Genomic DNA, 15,572 nt, shown 5'->3' on the forward strand with positions numbered 1-15,572 from the left:
TTGTGATGGCAGAGCACGACATGCGGATAGCCTGGAAGCCGACTGGATCCTCGGTCTCGGTCCCGGCTCGGGTGAGAACGGCGGAGAAATCGTTGCGGCTGGTACCCCGGCGGAGGTCAGTCATGCAGATAACAGCATCACTGCGCCTTACTTGTTCGCAAGATTAAAAAAACGGATTGAATCGCCACGGACAAACTTACAGTACTGAAGGTCCGCTGTGAGCGAAAAGCGGGTGAATAACAAATTAGCGATACTGTTCGAACTCAACGGCTTCGCGAACTTTAAGCAGCGCTTTATGTAAATTCTCAATTGCGATTGACCCAAGAGCAAGCCGGAGTGCCTGAGGGACAACGAGTGAAGTACAGAAAGGCTCTGCGGTTGAGACAGAAATATTGCACCCCATCAGCTCCTTGGCGACCCTGTCCGCTCTTGCATCGTCCGGCAAAGGGATCCAGGCAAAATATGAGACTGGATGCGTAATACAGGGAATATCCCCCAGTGAGGATCTTAACACCTCCTGCCGCTGGTGAGCGTCCCGCCGTTTCAGTGTTTCAAAACGAGCGACCGTGCCATCCTGTATCCAGTTACATACCAGTGTTGTCATCACTGAAGGCGTATTCCATGTGGTTGCCCTTACTGCTCTTTCCAGTGCGGGGCGATACGATGCGGGACAGACAACGGCCCCCACTCTCAGACCCGTCGCCACGTTCTTTGAGAACCCAGTAATATAAACAGTTCGTTCCGGTGCATAAACCGCAACAGGCGGCGGTGGTCTGCGGATTAGATAGCCATAAGCGGTGTCCTCAATAACGAGAAGATCATAATTTCTTGCAATACCAGCAATCTTTTTTCGCTGACTGTTGTTGAGCACCCAGCCAAGAGGATTATGCAACGTAGGCATGGTATAGAGTGCCCTGACATGTCTTTTCTGGCATAACGCTTCCAGTGCAGATAAGTCCGGGCCATCAGCCAGAGCGGGTATGGCAATAAGTTCCAGATGGTACAATTCGGCCAGTGCTTTAAAACCGGGATACGTCAGTGCATCAACGGCCACAACATCGCCCGGTCGCAGCATGCCCATCACAGTAATCGTCAGTCCGTGCTGCGCCCCGTTCACTATCACCACATTTTCTGCTTCAGGCTGGAACCCCGGCCCTGTAATATGAGCCGCGATAATCTCCCGTTCACTCATTCTGCCAGCATGTGGCTGGTAACGCAGATGGGACTCCATATCCCCGGAGGCCGCGACCTGCCGTAGAGCTTCACGTAGCAGTTCCCCCTGTCCAGGGAGCGATGGATAGTTAAAATTCAGATCAAGCACATCATTGGCCACGGCATGCTGGTCAATCCCGTGACCATAGGGCAATGATATTTCCCTGACAAATGTCCCTCTTCCGGTTTCACCACTAACCAGGCCCATAGCTTCCAGTTCGCTGTAAACCCGAGTCGCTGTAGCCAGAGAGATACGTTCCTGCGCGGAGAGTGCCCTGTGCGTAGGCAAACGCGTTCCGGAAGGGATATTTCCGTTTCGAATCCTGTCTGCGAACATATCAACTATGGATTTATAGCGCGCTTTCATCAAATGTATCCATGACAATAATTTGATTGTATTGAATTGCTAAGCGTACCATCCGCCTCACAAACGCTCAAGCCTGCGGGCGACATATAAAAAGTGAGGTTGGCAGTGGTGAATACAGTGATACATAAAACAGATCCCAGCTCAGTTTCAGGATGGATAAACGGACTGTTGGGGGTCATTATTTTTAGTGGCTCACTACCGGCTACTCGCGTAGCCGTCCTCGATATGGATCCCTTTTTCCTGACGTTCCTGAGAGCGTCAATTGCCGGTGTGCTGGCCATTATGCTGATTTACGGTTATCGTGAAAAACGTCCGCAAGCCTCGCAGATCATGCCACTCATCATCGTATCCCTGGGCGTCATTATCGGTTTTCCGTTGCTGACGGCCATGGCGTTACAACATGTGACCTCTGCCCACTCAATCGTTTTTCTGGGGCTTCTGCCGCTGAGCACCGCGATTTTTGGCGCCCTGTGTGGCGGTGAACGCCCCAGGATGGCCTTCTGGATTTTTTCTGTGCTTGGCAGCCTGCTCGTCATGGGGTTTGCCTTCTCACAAAGCACGGCAGTCTCGCCAACCGGTGATCTTCTCATGCTCGCAGCGGTGGTGGCCTGCGGTCTGGGTTATGCCGAAGGCGCAAAACTAACTCGTGTTCTGGGGGGATGGCAGGTCATCAGTTGGTCGTTGATCCTCTCGCTGCCATTCATGCTTAGCGCATCATTTATAACAATGCCTGCTACATTTGCTGATATTGGACTCTCTGCCTGGATCGCACTAGGTTATGTCTCCCTGTTCAGCATGCTGATTGGTTTTATTTTCTGGTACAAGGGGCTTGCAACGGGGGGGATTGCTGCCGTCGGTCAGTTACAACTCCTTCAGCCTTTCTTCGGATTGGGCCTGTCAGCCACACTGTTGCACGAAGCCGTGAGTCCTCTCATGGTGTTCATTACGCTTGGTGTCATCCTGTGCGTTATGGGCTCCCGTAAATTTTCCCGATAACTCTTCTGCCCGGTCAGAGCTGGCAGACCAGGCTTCATTTGAAAAAGGAATCGTTATGTTTACTGGTCTGAGCGCTTTTCCGCTGAATCCCCTGATTAACGGCGGTTTCGATCAGCGCAGATTTATCACTCTGACTGAAAATCTGGTTGATGCCGGAGTTGACTCCATTGGTGCCCTGGGGTCCACCGGTAGCTATACCTATCTGACACGCGAACAGCGTTTCTCTGCGACAAAACTAGCCGTCAGTGCGGCTTCGGGCATCCCGGTAATAACCAGTATTGGCGCAGTTCGTACAGATGATGTAATGAGACCGGCTGAAGATGCACAGCAAGCAGTCTGGTGTCAGTGGCGTATTGCTTGCCCCTGTATCCTATCAGCCACTTAGCGGCGCGGAATTTTTTCGTTTATATGAACGAGTGTCGCTAATATGGCATTAAACCTCCACATGTAGGTATCGGTGCAGACTTTATGGCGATTAAATTCTTATTTCTCCCCGCTACCTAACCTATACGCCAGCGCCACCACCAGCGACTGCACCAGGCACAGCGTTGCCGACTGAGACCGGAACGCATCCACCTGCGCCTCTTTCACCACAAAGCAGAGATCGCTGAACGTCGCCAGCGGGCTAATCTGGCTGTCCGTAATCACGATCTGCCGCGCGCCGACGCTGGCGGCGGTTTCGCTGACCATCACCGTCTCTTCCGCGTACGGCGAGAAGCTGATCGACACCACAATGTCGCGCGCCTTAATGCGGCTGATCTGCTCGCGCAGCATCCCGCCCATGCCGTCGAGCAGGATAGGGCGGCACTCCAGGTGGCTCAGGGCGTAGGTAAGATAGGCCGCGACGCTAAAGGAGCGGCGCAGTCCGGCGATGTAGATGGTGTCCGCGTCGGCCAGCAGCTGTACGGCGCGCTCCAGCATTTCCGGCTCGGCGCGGGCGGCCAGCTGCTGCAGCGCCTGCGCGTTCGAGCGGGCAAACTCCTGCAGGATATCGAGTGGCGTTTCCGGTACGGCCTCGCTCTCCATTTCGCGGAACAGCCGCGCGCGGTCGCTGTAGCTGGCGGTCTCCTCCACCAGGTTCATGCGAAACAGCTGTTTCATTTCGTTGAAGCCGGTGAAGTCAAAGGCGTTGGCAAAGCGGATCAGCGTCGAGGGCGGCACGTCGGCCCGCTCGGCAATGACGGCAACCGTATCAAAGGCCACGCTGTTGGTGTTATCCAGCACGTAGCGGGAGACCTGCTGCAGCCTCTTGCTCAGGCTATCGTAGCGATCGCGGATTTGCTGCTGCAGTTCGTTCAGGCTGGTTGCTGTCGTCATCTTATCCCCCAAATACAGTCTTATGATTCTAAACGCAAAACCGCGTCTTTTAAATGTCGGCCATCCATCTGGCAGCAAAAATGAAACAGAAACTTCAGTCATTTCCTCGCCCGAAATTCCTTAATAGCGCACGCGGCGTCAGTGTTGCTGGCTGTTAACATAAAAATCCATCCTTGATCACAATAATCATCATTTATTTTATTTCAACTTAAAATGGAATATTTGTTTCATATATAGTGTTCAGTACACAGCGTTCAGGTAACAGTCACGTATCAACAGCGAGAGGTTAAGGATGGAGACGGTAGCGAACTTTATTCACGGCGAATGTGTCACCGGTTCAGGCCAGCGCGTTCAGGCGATCTTCAACCCGGCCACCGGCGAGCAGATCCGCCAGGTGGTGATGAGTACGGCGCGGGAAACCGAACAGGCGATTGCCGCCGCGCAGCAGGCGTTTCCGGCGTGGGCGCGCCAGGCTCCGCTTAAGCGCGCGCGCGTGATGTTCCGCTTCAAGGCGCTGCTGGAAGAGAACATGACGCGCCTGGCCCGCATCATCAGCGAGGAGCACGGCAAGGTCTTCTCCGACGCGGTGGGCGAACTGACCCGCGGCCTGGAAGTGGTGGAATTTGCCTGCGGCATCCCGCATCTGCAAAAGGGTGAACACTCGGCGAACGTCGGCACGGGCGTTGACAGCCACTCGCTGATGCAGCCGCTCGGCGTCTGCGCCGGGATCACGCCGTTTAACTTCCCGGCGATGGTGCCGATGTGGATGTTCCCGATTGCGCTGGCGACCGGTAATACCTTCGTGCTGAAACCGTCGGAAAAAGATCCCTCACTCGCGCTCGCGCTGGCGCAGCTGCTGAAAGAGGCCGGCCTGCCGGACGGCGTGTTCAACGTGGTGCAGGGGGATAAAGAGTCCGTTGACGTGCTCCTGACCGACCCGCGCGTCCAGGCGGTGAGCTTTGTTGGCTCCACGCCGATTGCCGAATACATCTACCAGACCGCATCCGCCCACGGTAAGCGCTGTCAGGCGCTGGGCGGCGCGAAAAACCACTGCATTCTGATGCCGGACGCCGATATGGAGATGGCGGCCAACGCCATCATGGGCGCGGCCTACGGCGCGGCGGGCGAGCGCTGCATGGCGCTCTCGGTGGTGCTGGCGGTGGGGGATAAAACCGCCGACGACCTCTGCGCCCGGCTGGAAAAACAGATTGCCGCGTTGCGCGTCGGGCCGGGCCTGGACCAGACGCCGGAAAACGAAATGGGGCCGCTTATCTCCTCCGCGCACCGCAGCAAGGTGCTGGGCTACATCGACAGCGGCGAGTCGCAGGGGGCGAAACTTCGCGTGGACGGTCGCGGCTTCAGCGTGAAGGGCCACGAGCAGGGCTACTTCGTCGGGCCGACGCTGTTCGATAACGTCACCCCGGAGATGACCATCTATAAAGAAGAGATTTTCGGCCCGGTGCTTTCTGTGGTGCGCGTAGCAGATTACGCCAGCGCGGTGGACCTGATTAACCGCCATGAATATGGTAATGGCTCGGCGATCTTCACCCGCGACGGCGGCTGCGCGCGCCGCTTCTGCGAAGAGGTGCAGGCGGGCATGGTGGGGGTCAACGTGCCGATCCCGGTGCCGATGGCATTCCACAGCTTCGGCGGCTGGAAGCGATCCATCTTTGGCGCGCTCAACGTGCACGGCAGCGACGGCGTGCGTTTCTACACCCGAATGAAAACCATCACCGCGCGCTGGCCGGAAATGCAGCAGGAGACAGGCGCTGCGTTCTCCATGCCGACGCTGGGCTGACAGGAGGCGTTATGCAAACCGAACGTATGACCATGGCCCAGGCGCTGGTCCGGTTCCTGAATCAACAGTACGTCAGCGTGGACGGCAACGAAACGCCCTTCGTGGAGGGCGTGGCGACCATCTTTGGGCACGGCAACGTGCTGGGTATCGGCCAGGCGCTGGAGCAGGATCCCGGTCATCTGAAAATCATGCAGGGGTGCAACGAGCAGGGCATCGCCCATATGGCGACGGGATTCGCCAAACAGCACCGCCGCCAGCGCATTTTTGCCGTCACCTCCTCCGTCGGGCCGGGCGCCGCCAATATGGTAACGGCGGCGGCCACCGCCACGGCGAACCGTATCCCGCTTTTACTGCTGCCGGGCGATATCTACGCCAGCCGCCAGCCGGACCCGGTGCTGCAGCAGATCGAGCAGTATCACGATCTCAGCATCAGCACCAACGACTGCTTCCGTCCGGTCTCCCGCTACTGGGACCGCATCAACCGCCCCGAGCAGCTCATGAGCGCCATGCTAAGCGCGATGCGAACGCTCACTGACCCCGCAGATACCGGGGCGGTGACCATCTGCCTGCCGCAGGACGTGCAGGGGGAAGCCTGGGACTACCCGCAGAGCTTCTTCGCTCGACGCGTGCACCACATCGAACGCCGTCCGCCCGATCCGCAGCGACTGGCGCAGGCGCGGGCGCTGATCGCCCGCAAGCGTCGTCCGCTGGTGGTGTGCGGCGGCGGCGTGCGCTACTCCGGCGCGCATGAGGCGTTTCGCGAATTTGTCGAGACGCTGCAGTTGCCGTTTGCCGAAACCCAGGCCGGAAAGGGGGCGCTGGTAAGTGACCACCCACTTAACCTGGGTGGCGTAGGGGTGACGGGCGGAATGGCCGCCAACCAGCTTGCGCCCGAGGCCGACCTGGTGATCGGCATCGGCACGCGGCTGACCGATTTTACCACCGGCTCCAAGGCGCTCTTTTCCCACCCGGAAGTCGAATTCCTGCTGCTGAACGTGGCCGAGTTTGACGCCCTGAAGCTGGACGCGACCGCGCTGATTGCCGATGCCCAAGCCGGGCTCCAGGCCTTAACTCAGTCGCTCGGCGATTACCGCAGCGGCTGGGGGCAGGCGATCGCCCAGGCGAAATCCGCGTGGCGCGACGAGTGCCGCCGCCTGTGGGATCGCCAGTGGCATCCGGACGATGCGCCTGAGGTGGCGGGACACCTGGACGCGCAGCTGGCGGAATACGGCGAGACGCTCAATACCCGCCTGACCCAGACGCGGGTGCTGGGGCTGATCAACCAGCATGTAGAAGATAACGCCATCGTGGTGGGCGCGGCCGGTTCGCTGCCGGGCGATTTACAGCGCCTCTGGCAGGTCAAAACGCCGGACAGCTATCACCTGGAGTACGGCTACTCCTGCATGGGCTACGAGATTGCGGCGGCGATTGGCGCGAAGCTCGCCCGACCCGCGCTGCCGGTATACGCCATGGTGGGGGATGGCTCCTACATGATGCTGCACTCCGAGCTGCAAACCGCCGTGCAGGAGGGCATTAAGGTCACCGTTCTGCTGTTTGATAACGCCAGCTTCGGCTGCATTAATAACCTGCAGATGGGGCACGGGATGGGCAGCTTCGGCACGGAAAACCGCCATCGCAGCCCGGAAACCGGGCGGCTCGACGGGCCGCTGGTGAAGGTCGATTTTGCGCAAAACGCGGAAAGCTACGGCTGCCGCGCGTGGCGGGTGCACGATAAGCAAAGCCTGCTGGCGGCGCTTGAGGCGTCCCGCGCCCATCCGGGCCCGACGCTGCTGGACATCAAGGTGCTGCCGAAGACCATGACCCACGACTATGCCTCGTGGTGGCGAACCGGTGACGCGCAGGTGGCAGAGTCTTCTGCCGTGCGTGAGGCCGCGGAGCAAACGCAGGCGCAGGTGAAAAAAGCCCGTCAGTATTGAGTTTTCCGCTTTAACGAAATTTTCATTTCATTTCCCCTCACCCTAACCCTCTCCCCAAAGGGGAGAGGGGATGGTTCGGTGCGGCCTTTTCTCCCTCGCCCCTTTGGGGAGAGGGCCGGGGTGAGGGGAGTTGCCGCACGCCCTCCCATGTTGTGAGATTGATAACAAAAATTATCTCATTCATCTCAAAAGTGTTAACCCACACTCAAAAACATAATTTCCACTATTTATAAAAATGAAATAAATGTTTTATTTATAGGGTCGTTAGTTCACAGCATTCACCAACACCGGGAGCCGTTATGTTTAACATTGCTTTACTGGGCGCTGGCCGAATTGGCCAGGTACATGCAGCTAACATCGCCAGCCACGGCGCGACCACGCTCTGGTCCGTGGTTGACCCGAATCAAGAATTTGCCACCCGCCTCGCCACCCAATATCAGGCCCGCCAGCAGAGCCTGGAAGAGGCGATGACCGACCCTAACGTTCACGCCGTGCTGATCGCCTCCGCCACCGATACCCACGCGGACCTGATTGAAATGGCCGCCCGCCACGGCAAGGCCATCTTCTGCGAAAAGCCGGTCCACCTTGACCTCGCCCGCGTGCGCGACTGCCTGAAGGTGGTTAAAGAGTACGACGTGCCGCTGTTCATCGGCTTTAACCGCCGCTTTGACCCGCAGTTCCGCCGCGTGAAAACCGACGCTCAGGCCGGGCGCATCGGCAAGCCGGAATCGCTGCTGATTATCTCCCGCGACCCGTCTCCGCCGCCCGCGGAGTACGTGCGCGTCTCCGGCGGTATGTTCCGCGATATGACCATTCACGACTTTGACATGGCGCGCTTCATCATGGGTGAAGAGCCGGTGTCGGTGTATGCCCAGGGCAGCAACCTGGTGGATCCGGCGATTGGCGAGGCGGGGGATATCGACACCGCGTTTATCGTTCTGAAATATGCCTCCGGCGCGATGGCGACCATCGTCAACAGCCGCCGCTCATCTTACGGCTACGACCAGCGTCTGGAGCTGCACGGCTCCGAAGGGCTGCTGTGCGCGGGCAACATTCTGGAAAACCAGGTGCAGCACTACGGCAAACAGGGCTGCACCAGCGCGCTGCCGGAACACTTCTTCCTGCAGCGCTACAAATCCGCTTACGCCGCGGAATGGGAACACTTTGTTGCGGTCCTGCGCGGCGAAGCGGTGCCTGACTGCAGCGGCGATGATGGTGAACGTGCGCTGTACCTTGCGGATAAAGCGCTGGAGTCGCTGCGTAGCCAGCGCGAGATCGTCCTCTAAACACACCAACCCTACACAGAGAGACATAATAATGAAAAAACTGATCTTAGCCGCCCTCATCGCCATGACGTCCGGGGCCGCCCTCGCCGAAAACGAGCAGATTGTTTTCAGTACGCCAAACCTGGCGATGCCGTTTGAGGTTCACATGCAGCGCACGGCGGTGAAAGCCGCGAAAGAGATGGGCGTGAAGCTTCAGGTGCTGGACGGGCAGGGCAGTTCACCGAAGCAGGTGGCTGACCTGGAAAACGCCATCACCCGCGGGGCGCAGGGCTTTATCGTCTCCCCGAACGACGTCAACGCGGTCTCCAGCGCGGTGGATGAAATTCAGGATGCGAAGCTGCCGGTGGTCACCCTTGACCGCTCCGTCGACAGCCAGAAGAAAGTGCCGCACTTTGGCGCCAACAACTATAAGGGCGGCCAGGCGATTGGCGACTTCGTCAAAGCCAAATTCCCCGACGGTGCGGAGATCATTCTGCTCACCGGCCAGCCGGGCTCCTCCTCCAATATTGAACGCACCAAAGGGATCCGCGACAGCCTGAAGGCGGGCGGGGATAAGTACAAGATCGTCGCCGATCAGACCGGCAACTGGATGCGTTCTGAAGGGATGCGCATTGTTGAAAGCGTGCTGCCTTCGCTGCCGAAACGCCCGCAGGTGATCCTCTCCGCCAACGACGATATGGCGCTGGGGGCAATTGAAGCCCTGCAGAGCCAGGGCGTGAAGCCGGGCGAAATTCTCGTGACCGGCTTTGATGCGGTGCCGGAAGCGCTGGCCCGCGTGCGCGACGGCTGGCTGGCGGTAACGGCGGATCAGCGTCCGGGCTTTGCGGTGCAGACGGCGATGAGCCAGCTGGTGGCCAACGTGCGCGAGAAAAAAGCCATCACCGGGGCCGACTACCCGCCAACGCTTATCACCAAAGAGAACCTGCAGCAGGCTGAGCGTATCGGTGAGGCCGGTAACTGATATGTCCCGAGCCGCCTTTGGCGGCTCAACATGAGGAGGAGCAGACCGATGTCGCAACCCTTACTGAAAGTGACCGACCTGGCAAAAAGCTTTTCCGGCGTCTGGGCGCTGAGCAGCGCCCAGCTGACCGTCGGCGCGGGGGAGATCCACGCCCTGCTGGGGGAAAACGGAGCGGGAAAATCCACGCTGCTGAAGGCGCTCGCGGGCGCGCAGCCGCAAACGCGCGGGGATATCTGGTTCAACGGCGAAACGCTGCCGGTGGACGACTCCCCGGTGGAACGGCAGAACAAGGGCATTATCACCATCTATCAGGAGTTCAACCTGCTGCCCAACATGACCGTCGCGGAAAACATGTTTCTCGGGCGCGAGCCGCGTAAACGTAACCTGATCGTCGACGAAAAGGCGGTAAACCAGGAGGCGCAGGTCATTCTCGATTACCTGCAGCTGAACGTTGCGCCGACTACGCCGGTCGCCCGTCTGAGCGTCGCCCAGCAGCAGATGGTGGAGATCGCCCGGGCGCTGACCCTCAACGCCCGCCTGATCATCATGGACGAACCTTCCGCCGCGCTGAGCGACAGCGAGGTGGAAAGCCTGCACCGCGTGGTGCGCGAGCTTAAAAACCGTGGCGTGAGCATTATCTATGTCACCCACCGTCTGCACGAAGTTTTCCAGCTCTGCGATCGCTTCACCGTTTTCCAGGACGGCCGCTTCACCGGCACCGGCGCGGTGGCGGAGACCAACGTCGAACAGCTGATCCGCCTGATGGTTGGGCGCGACGTGGCCTTTAACCGTCGCCCCGCCAGCGAAACCCATCATGAAGACAAGCCCGTCCGCCTGTCGGTGAAGGGGCTGAGCCGCGAAAAGCCGCCGCTGGATCCGCACGGCATCGCCCTGCACGACATCAGCTTCCACGTCCACGCCGGGGAAGTTCTGGGCATTGCCGGGCTGGTGGGCGCGGGACGCACCGAGGTGGCCCGCTGCCTGTTTGGCGCAGACGCGTTTACCTCCGGCAGCTTTGAGCTGGACGGCGTGCCGTACCAGCCGCGCGACCCGCTGTATGCCCTCGACCAGGGCGTGGCGCTGGTGCCGGAAGATCGCAAAAAAGAGGGGGCGGTGCTGGGGCTGTCGATTCGCGACAACCTGTCGCTCTCGTGCCTCTCCTCGCTGCTGCAGTGGCGCTGGTTTGTGAATACCCGCAAAGAGGACGACCTGATTGAGTCCTACCGGCAGGCGCTGCAGATCAAAATGGTCAACAGCGCGCAGGAGGTGCGCAAGCTCTCCGGCGGCAACCAGCAGAAGGTGATCCTCGCGCGCTGCATGGCGCTCAACCCGCGGGTGCTGATCGTCGATGAGCCGACGCGCGGCATCGACGTGGGGACCAAATCGGAAGTGCACCAGGTGCTGTTTGACATGGCGAAAAAGGGCGTGGCGGTGATCGTGATCTCCTCCGATCTGCCTGAAGTGATGGCGGTGTCTGACCGGATCATCACCCTCAGCGAAGGCCGGGTGACCGGCGAGATCCACGGCGACGACGCTAACGAAGAACGGCTGATGACGATGATGGCCATCAACCACAACGCCCTGAACGCGGCATAACGGAGTTTCTCATGACGCAGATGATTTCTAAAACGCGGGCCCCGGTCAAACGCGCCGGACGCATCGATCCCATCGCCTTCTTCGAGCGCTTCGGGGTGCTGATTTTCATGATCCTGCTGCTGATCTTCTTCCAGTCGCAGAACAGCAATTTTTTCTCTGAGCGCAATATTTTCAACATCCTGACCGAGGTGTCCATCTACGGGATCATGGCCGTGGGGATGACCTTCGTCATTCTCACCGCCGGGATCGACCTCTCCGTGGGCTCCATTCTGGCGGTGTGCGCCATGACCGCGGCGTATGTGATCAAAGGCGACAACTTCACCACCGTTGACCCGAACGCCTGGGGCGGCATGAGCTGGCTGATCGGGCTGGGGATTTGTCTGGCCATGGGCACGGCGATTGGCTTCCTGCACGGCCTGGGCGTCACCCGCCTGCGCCTGCCGCCGTTTATCGTCACCCTCGGGGGGATGACCATCTGGCGCGGCCTGACGCTGGTGATCAACGACGGCGCGCCGATCGCCGGTTTTGACCCCGGCTACCGCTGGTGGGGGCGCGGCGAGCTGCTGGGCATCTCGATTCCTATCTGGATCTTCGCCATCGTCGCCGTCGGCGGCTATCTGGCGCTGCATAAAACCCGCTGGGGCCGCTTCGTCTACGCCATCGGCGGTAACCCGGAGGCGGCGCGCCTGGCGGGGGTTAACGTGAAGCGCGTGCTGGTCAGCGTCTACGTGCTGATCGGCTGTCTGGCGGGGCTGGCGGGCTTCATCCTGAGCGCGCGGCTGGGGAGCGCCGAGGCGGTGGCCGGGATCTCCTTTGAGCTGCGCGTTATCGCCTCGGTGGTGATCGGCGGTACCTCGCTGATGGGCGGCTACGGGCGCATCGGCGGCACCATTATCGGCTCCATCATCATGGGCATTCTGATTAACGGCCTGGTGCTGATGAACGTCTCGGCCTACTACCAGCAGATTATCACCGGGTTAATTATCGTTCTGGCGGTGGCATTCGATACCTATGCCAAGAGCCGTCGCGGCGCACTGTGAGGATAGCGATGAAAGAGGTTCGTATTGGATTAATTGGCACCGGGTATATCGGCAAGGCGCACGCTATCGCCTATGCCCAGGCGCCGACGGTGTTCAACCTGCGCGGCAGGCTGGTGCGGGAGATGGTGGCGGAAGTCACGCCGGAGCTGGCGGCAGAGCGCGCGCGGGCGTTTGGCTTTAACCGTTCAACGGGAGACTGGCGGGCGCTGGTGGCCGACCCGGCCATTGACGTGGTGGATATTTGCTCACCCAACCACCTGCATAAGGAGATGGCGCTGGAGGCGATCCGCCACGGCAAGCACGTCTACTCGGAGAAGCCGCTGGCGCTCAACGCCCACGACGCGCGCGAGATGGTCGACGCCGCGAAGCGGGCCGGGGTGAAAACGCTGGTGGGGTTCAACTACATGAAGAACCCGACGGCGCAGCTGGCGAAGGAGATTATCGCCCGCGGCGAGATTGGCGAGGTGATCCACTTCTACGGCACCCACAACGAAGACTATATGGCCGACCCGCTGTCGCCCATTCACTGGCACTGCTTTAAAGAGACCGCCGGGCTGGGGGCGCTGGGCGACCTGGCGGCGCATATCGTCAACATGGCCCAGTACCTGGTGGGCGATATCGAGCAGGTCTGCGGCGACCTGAAGATCGTGGTCCCGGCGCGCCCGGCGAAGGCCGGATCGTCAGAGATGATTGCGGTGGAAAACGAGGATCAGGCCCACGCGATGGTGCGCTTCGCGGGCGGGGCGCAGGGGGTGATTGAAACCTCCCGCGTCGCCTGCGGCCGCAAGATGGGGCTGTCGTACGTCATCACTGGGACGAAAGGCGCCATCAGCTTCACCCAGGAGCGCATGGCGGAGCTGAAGCTCTATCTGCATGACGATCCGGTGAACCGTCAGGGGTTCCGCACGCTGCTCGTCGGCCCTGCGCACCCGGACTACGCCGCGTTCTGCATGGGCGCGGGACACGGGATTGGCTTTAACGATCAAAAAACGGTAGAGGTGCGCGACCTGGTGGACGGGATTGCCGCCGACGCGCCGATGTGGCCGGACTTCGAAGAGGGCTGGAAGGTGTCGCGCGTGCTGGACGCGATTGCGCTCTCGCACCGGGAAGGCCGCTGGCTGAACGTGAACGATATTGTCTGATGAGGTATCAACGTGGAAAAGCAGTTTGATGTGATATGCATGGGCCGCGTGGCGGTAGACCTCTACAGTCAGCAGATTGGTGCCCGCCTGGAGGATGCCTCGAGCTTCGCCAAATATCTCGGCGGGTCATCGGGCAACGTGGCGTACGGCACCGCGCGTCAGGGCCTGCGCTCGTCGATGCTGGCGCGCGTTGGCGATGAACATATGGGCCGCTTCCTGCGCGAAGAGCTCAGCCAGGTAGGCTGCGATACCAGCCACCTTATTACCGATAAAGAGCGCCTCACGGCGCTGGTGCTACTCGGCATTAAAGACCGGGACACCTTTCCTCTGATTTTTTATCGCGATAACTGCGCGGATATGGCGATTACCGCCAGCGATGTGGACGAAAGCTACATTGCCTCCGCACGTTGTCTTGCCATCACCGGGACCCACCTTTCTCATCCGCAGACCCGCGAGGCGGTGCTGACGGCGCTGGGCTATGCCCGCCGTCACGGCGTGCGCACGGTGCTGGACATCGACTACCGTCCGGTGCTGTGGGGGCTCACCTCCTTAGGCGACGGCGAAACGCGATTTATCGCCGCCGACCAGGTCACCCGCGAGCTGCAGGAGGTGCTGCACCTCTTCGACGTCATTGTCGGCACCGAAGAGGAGTTTCACATTGCGGGCGGCAGCACGGATACCCTGCAGGCGCTGGGGCAGGTGCGCGCCGTCAGTGAAGCAGCGCTGGTCTGCAAGCGCGGCGCGCTCGGCTGCTCGGTCTATACCGACGCCATTCCGCCCCGGCTGGACGACGGCCTGACGGTCACCGGCGTGCGCGTGGAGGTGCTGAACGTCCTCGGGGCGGGGGACGCGTTTATGTCCGGCCTGCTGCGCGGCTACCTGAACGACGAGGGCTGGGAGCAGGCGTGCCGCTACGCCAACGCCTGCGGCGCGCTGGTGGTCTCGCGCCACGGTTGCGCCCCGGCGATGCCGAGCAAAATCGAGCTGGATGACTATCTCTCCCGCGCTGCGACGGTGCCGCGCCCGGATCTTGACCCGCGTCTTAACCATCTGCACCGGGTTACCACCCGCCGCCGCGAATGGCCGGAGCTGTGCGTGATGGCCTTCGATCACCGCAGCCAGCTTGAGGATATGGCGATGCAGTGCGGCGCGTCGCTTAAGCGCATTCCGGCGCTGAAGCAGCTGATCCTGCAGGCCAGCCGCGAGGCGGCGAGCCGCGCCGGGCTGGAGGGCAAAGCCGGCCTGCTGTGCGACGGCACCTTTGGTCAGGACGCGCTGAACGCAATCACCGGGGAAGGGTGGTGGATTGGTCGCCCCATTGAGCTGCCGGGCTCCCGGCCGCTGGAGATGGAGCACGGCAACATCGGCACCCAGCTTATCAGCTGGCCGCAGGAGCACGTGGTGAAGTGTCTGGTCTTTTTCCACCCGGAAGACGCCCACGGCCTGCGCCTGGAGCAGGAGCAGAAAATCGCCGAGGTGTACCACGCCTGCTGCCGGTCCGGGCACGAGCTGCTGCTGGAGGTGATCCTGCCCGCCAGCATGCCGCGCAGCGACGAGTTCTACCTGCGCGCCATCTCCCGCTTCTACAACCTCGGCATTTACCCGGACTGGTGGAAGCTGCCGCCGCTTTCCGCCGACGGCTGGACGGCGCTTGGCGAAATTATCGAACGCCGGGACCCGCACTGCCGCGGGGTGGTGATCCTCGGTCTGGACGCTCCGGCGGAACAGCTGCGCGCTGGCTTCAAGGCCGCAGCGGGGCAGCCGCTGGTTAAAGGCTTCGCCGTGGGGCGCACGCTGTTTGGCGACGCCTCCCGCGCGTGGCTGAAGCACGATATTGACGATGCGCAGCTGGTGGCGCGCATCCGGGACAACTACCTGCAGCTTATCGCCTGGTGGCGCGAGCGCGGACACGTATAATGG

General features: G+C 60.6%; 11 protein-coding genes and 1 pseudogene. 10 read left to right on the forward strand and 2 right to left on the reverse strand.

The window, feature by feature from the left end; translation table 11 throughout:
• Positions 1–244 precede the first annotated feature (244 nt).
• On the reverse strand, positions 245–1,579 hold the full coding sequence (locus UTO39_RS14015; protein WP_320727412.1) for a PLP-dependent aminotransferase family protein: 1,335 nt from the start codon (positions 1,577–1,579) through the stop codon (positions 245–247).
• A gap of 105 nt (positions 1,580–1,684) precedes the next feature.
• Between UTO39_RS14015 and UTO39_RS14020 the strand changes: the two genes are divergently transcribed.
• Complete coding sequence (locus UTO39_RS14020; RefSeq protein ID WP_320727466.1) at positions 1,685–2,575, forward strand: DMT family transporter; 891 nt, start codon at positions 1,685–1,687, stop codon at positions 2,573–2,575.
• A 55-nt stretch (positions 2,576–2,630) separates the two neighbouring features.
• Positions 2,631–2,997: pseudogene (locus tag UTO39_RS14025) on the forward strand (dihydrodipicolinate synthase family protein); the annotation flags it as partial.
• 61 nt (positions 2,998–3,058) lie between these two features.
• On the opposite strand, the gene UTO39_RS14030 reads toward UTO39_RS14025, so the two are convergent.
• Positions 3,059–3,892 carry a MurR/RpiR family transcriptional regulator gene (locus UTO39_RS14030; protein ID WP_024908667.1) on the reverse strand — a complete coding sequence of 278 codons (834 nt, stop codon included), beginning with the start codon at positions 3,890–3,892 and terminating at the stop codon, positions 3,059–3,061.
• Between the two features lie 292 nt (positions 3,893–4,184).
• Between UTO39_RS14030 and UTO39_RS14035 the strand changes: the two genes are divergently transcribed.
• The 8 genes from UTO39_RS14035 (at position 4,185) to iolC (ending at position 15,569) form a co-directional block, all read left to right on the forward strand.
• Positions 4,185–5,690: a CoA-acylating methylmalonate-semialdehyde dehydrogenase gene (locus tag UTO39_RS14035; protein WP_320727413.1), complete on the forward strand. Its 1,506-nt coding sequence runs from the start codon at positions 4,185–4,187 to the stop codon at positions 5,688–5,690.
• 11 nt (positions 5,691–5,701) lie between these two features.
• Positions 5,702–7,627, forward strand: a complete 1,926-nt coding sequence (iolD, locus tag UTO39_RS14040) for a 3D-(3,5/4)-trihydroxycyclohexane-1,2-dione acylhydrolase (decyclizing) (RefSeq protein WP_320727414.1) — start codon at positions 5,702–5,704, stop codon at positions 7,625–7,627.
• A gap of 299 nt (positions 7,628–7,926) precedes the next feature.
• Positions 7,927–8,913, forward strand: a complete 987-nt coding sequence (gene iolG / locus UTO39_RS14045) for an inositol 2-dehydrogenase (RefSeq protein ID WP_047652665.1) — start codon at positions 7,927–7,929, stop codon at positions 8,911–8,913.
• A gap of 31 nt (positions 8,914–8,944) precedes the next feature.
• The gene (locus tag UTO39_RS14050) at positions 8,945–9,874 is read left to right on the forward strand and encodes a sugar ABC transporter substrate-binding protein (RefSeq protein ID WP_320727415.1); all 930 of its coding nucleotides are present in this window, start codon (positions 8,945–8,947) and stop codon (positions 9,872–9,874) included.
• 48 nt (positions 9,875–9,922) lie between these two features.
• Positions 9,923–11,470, forward strand: a complete 1,548-nt coding sequence (locus tag UTO39_RS14055; protein WP_061097412.1) for a sugar ABC transporter ATP-binding protein — start codon at positions 9,923–9,925, stop codon at positions 11,468–11,470.
• Between the two features lie 11 nt (positions 11,471–11,481).
• Positions 11,482–12,510 carry an ABC transporter permease gene (locus tag UTO39_RS14060; protein ID WP_320727416.1) on the forward strand — a complete coding sequence of 343 codons (1,029 nt, stop codon included), beginning with the start codon at positions 11,482–11,484 and terminating at the stop codon, positions 12,508–12,510.
• Positions 12,511–12,518: 8 nt separating this feature from the next.
• The gene (locus UTO39_RS14065) at positions 12,519–13,652 is read left to right on the forward strand and encodes a Gfo/Idh/MocA family protein (RefSeq protein ID WP_151414099.1); all 1,134 of its coding nucleotides are present in this window, start codon (positions 12,519–12,521) and stop codon (positions 13,650–13,652) included.
• A 12-nt stretch (positions 13,653–13,664) separates the two neighbouring features.
• Entirely contained in the window at positions 13,665–15,569 is a 1,905-nt protein-coding gene (gene iolC, locus UTO39_RS14070; protein ID WP_320727417.1) for a 5-dehydro-2-deoxygluconokinase, read from the forward strand.
• Positions 15,570–15,572 lie beyond the last annotated feature (3 nt).

It is taken from the genome of Enterobacter sp. 118C5, assembly GCF_034107645.1.
In the GTDB taxonomy this organism is placed as follows: domain Bacteria; phylum Pseudomonadota; class Gammaproteobacteria; order Enterobacterales; family Enterobacteriaceae; genus Enterobacter; species Enterobacter nematophilus.

Excerpts from the sequence above, each read along its gene's own strand:
- UTO39_RS14015 (WP_320727412.1), bottom strand. The coding sequence starts at position 1,579 with ATGAAAGCGCGCTATAAATCCATAGTTGATATGTTCGCAGACAGGATT.
- UTO39_RS14030 (WP_024908667.1), bottom strand. The coding sequence starts at position 3,892 with ATGACGACAGCAACCAGCCTGAACGAACTGCAGCAGCAAATCCGCGAT.
- UTO39_RS14035 (WP_320727413.1), top strand. The coding sequence starts at position 4,185 with ATGGAGACGGTAGCGAACTTTATTCACGGCGAATGTGTCACCGGTTCA.
- iolD (WP_320727414.1), top strand. The coding sequence starts at position 5,702 with ATGCAAACCGAACGTATGACCATGGCCCAGGCGCTGGTCCGGTTCCTG.
- iolG (WP_047652665.1), top strand. The coding sequence starts at position 7,927 with ATGTTTAACATTGCTTTACTGGGCGCTGGCCGAATTGGCCAGGTACAT.
- UTO39_RS14050 (WP_320727415.1), top strand. The coding sequence starts at position 8,945 with ATGAAAAAACTGATCTTAGCCGCCCTCATCGCCATGACGTCCGGGGCC.
- UTO39_RS14055 (WP_061097412.1), top strand. The coding sequence starts at position 9,923 with ATGTCGCAACCCTTACTGAAAGTGACCGACCTGGCAAAAAGCTTTTCC.
- UTO39_RS14060 (WP_320727416.1), top strand. The coding sequence starts at position 11,482 with ATGACGCAGATGATTTCTAAAACGCGGGCCCCGGTCAAACGCGCCGGA.
- UTO39_RS14065 (WP_151414099.1), top strand. The coding sequence starts at position 12,519 with ATGAAAGAGGTTCGTATTGGATTAATTGGCACCGGGTATATCGGCAAG.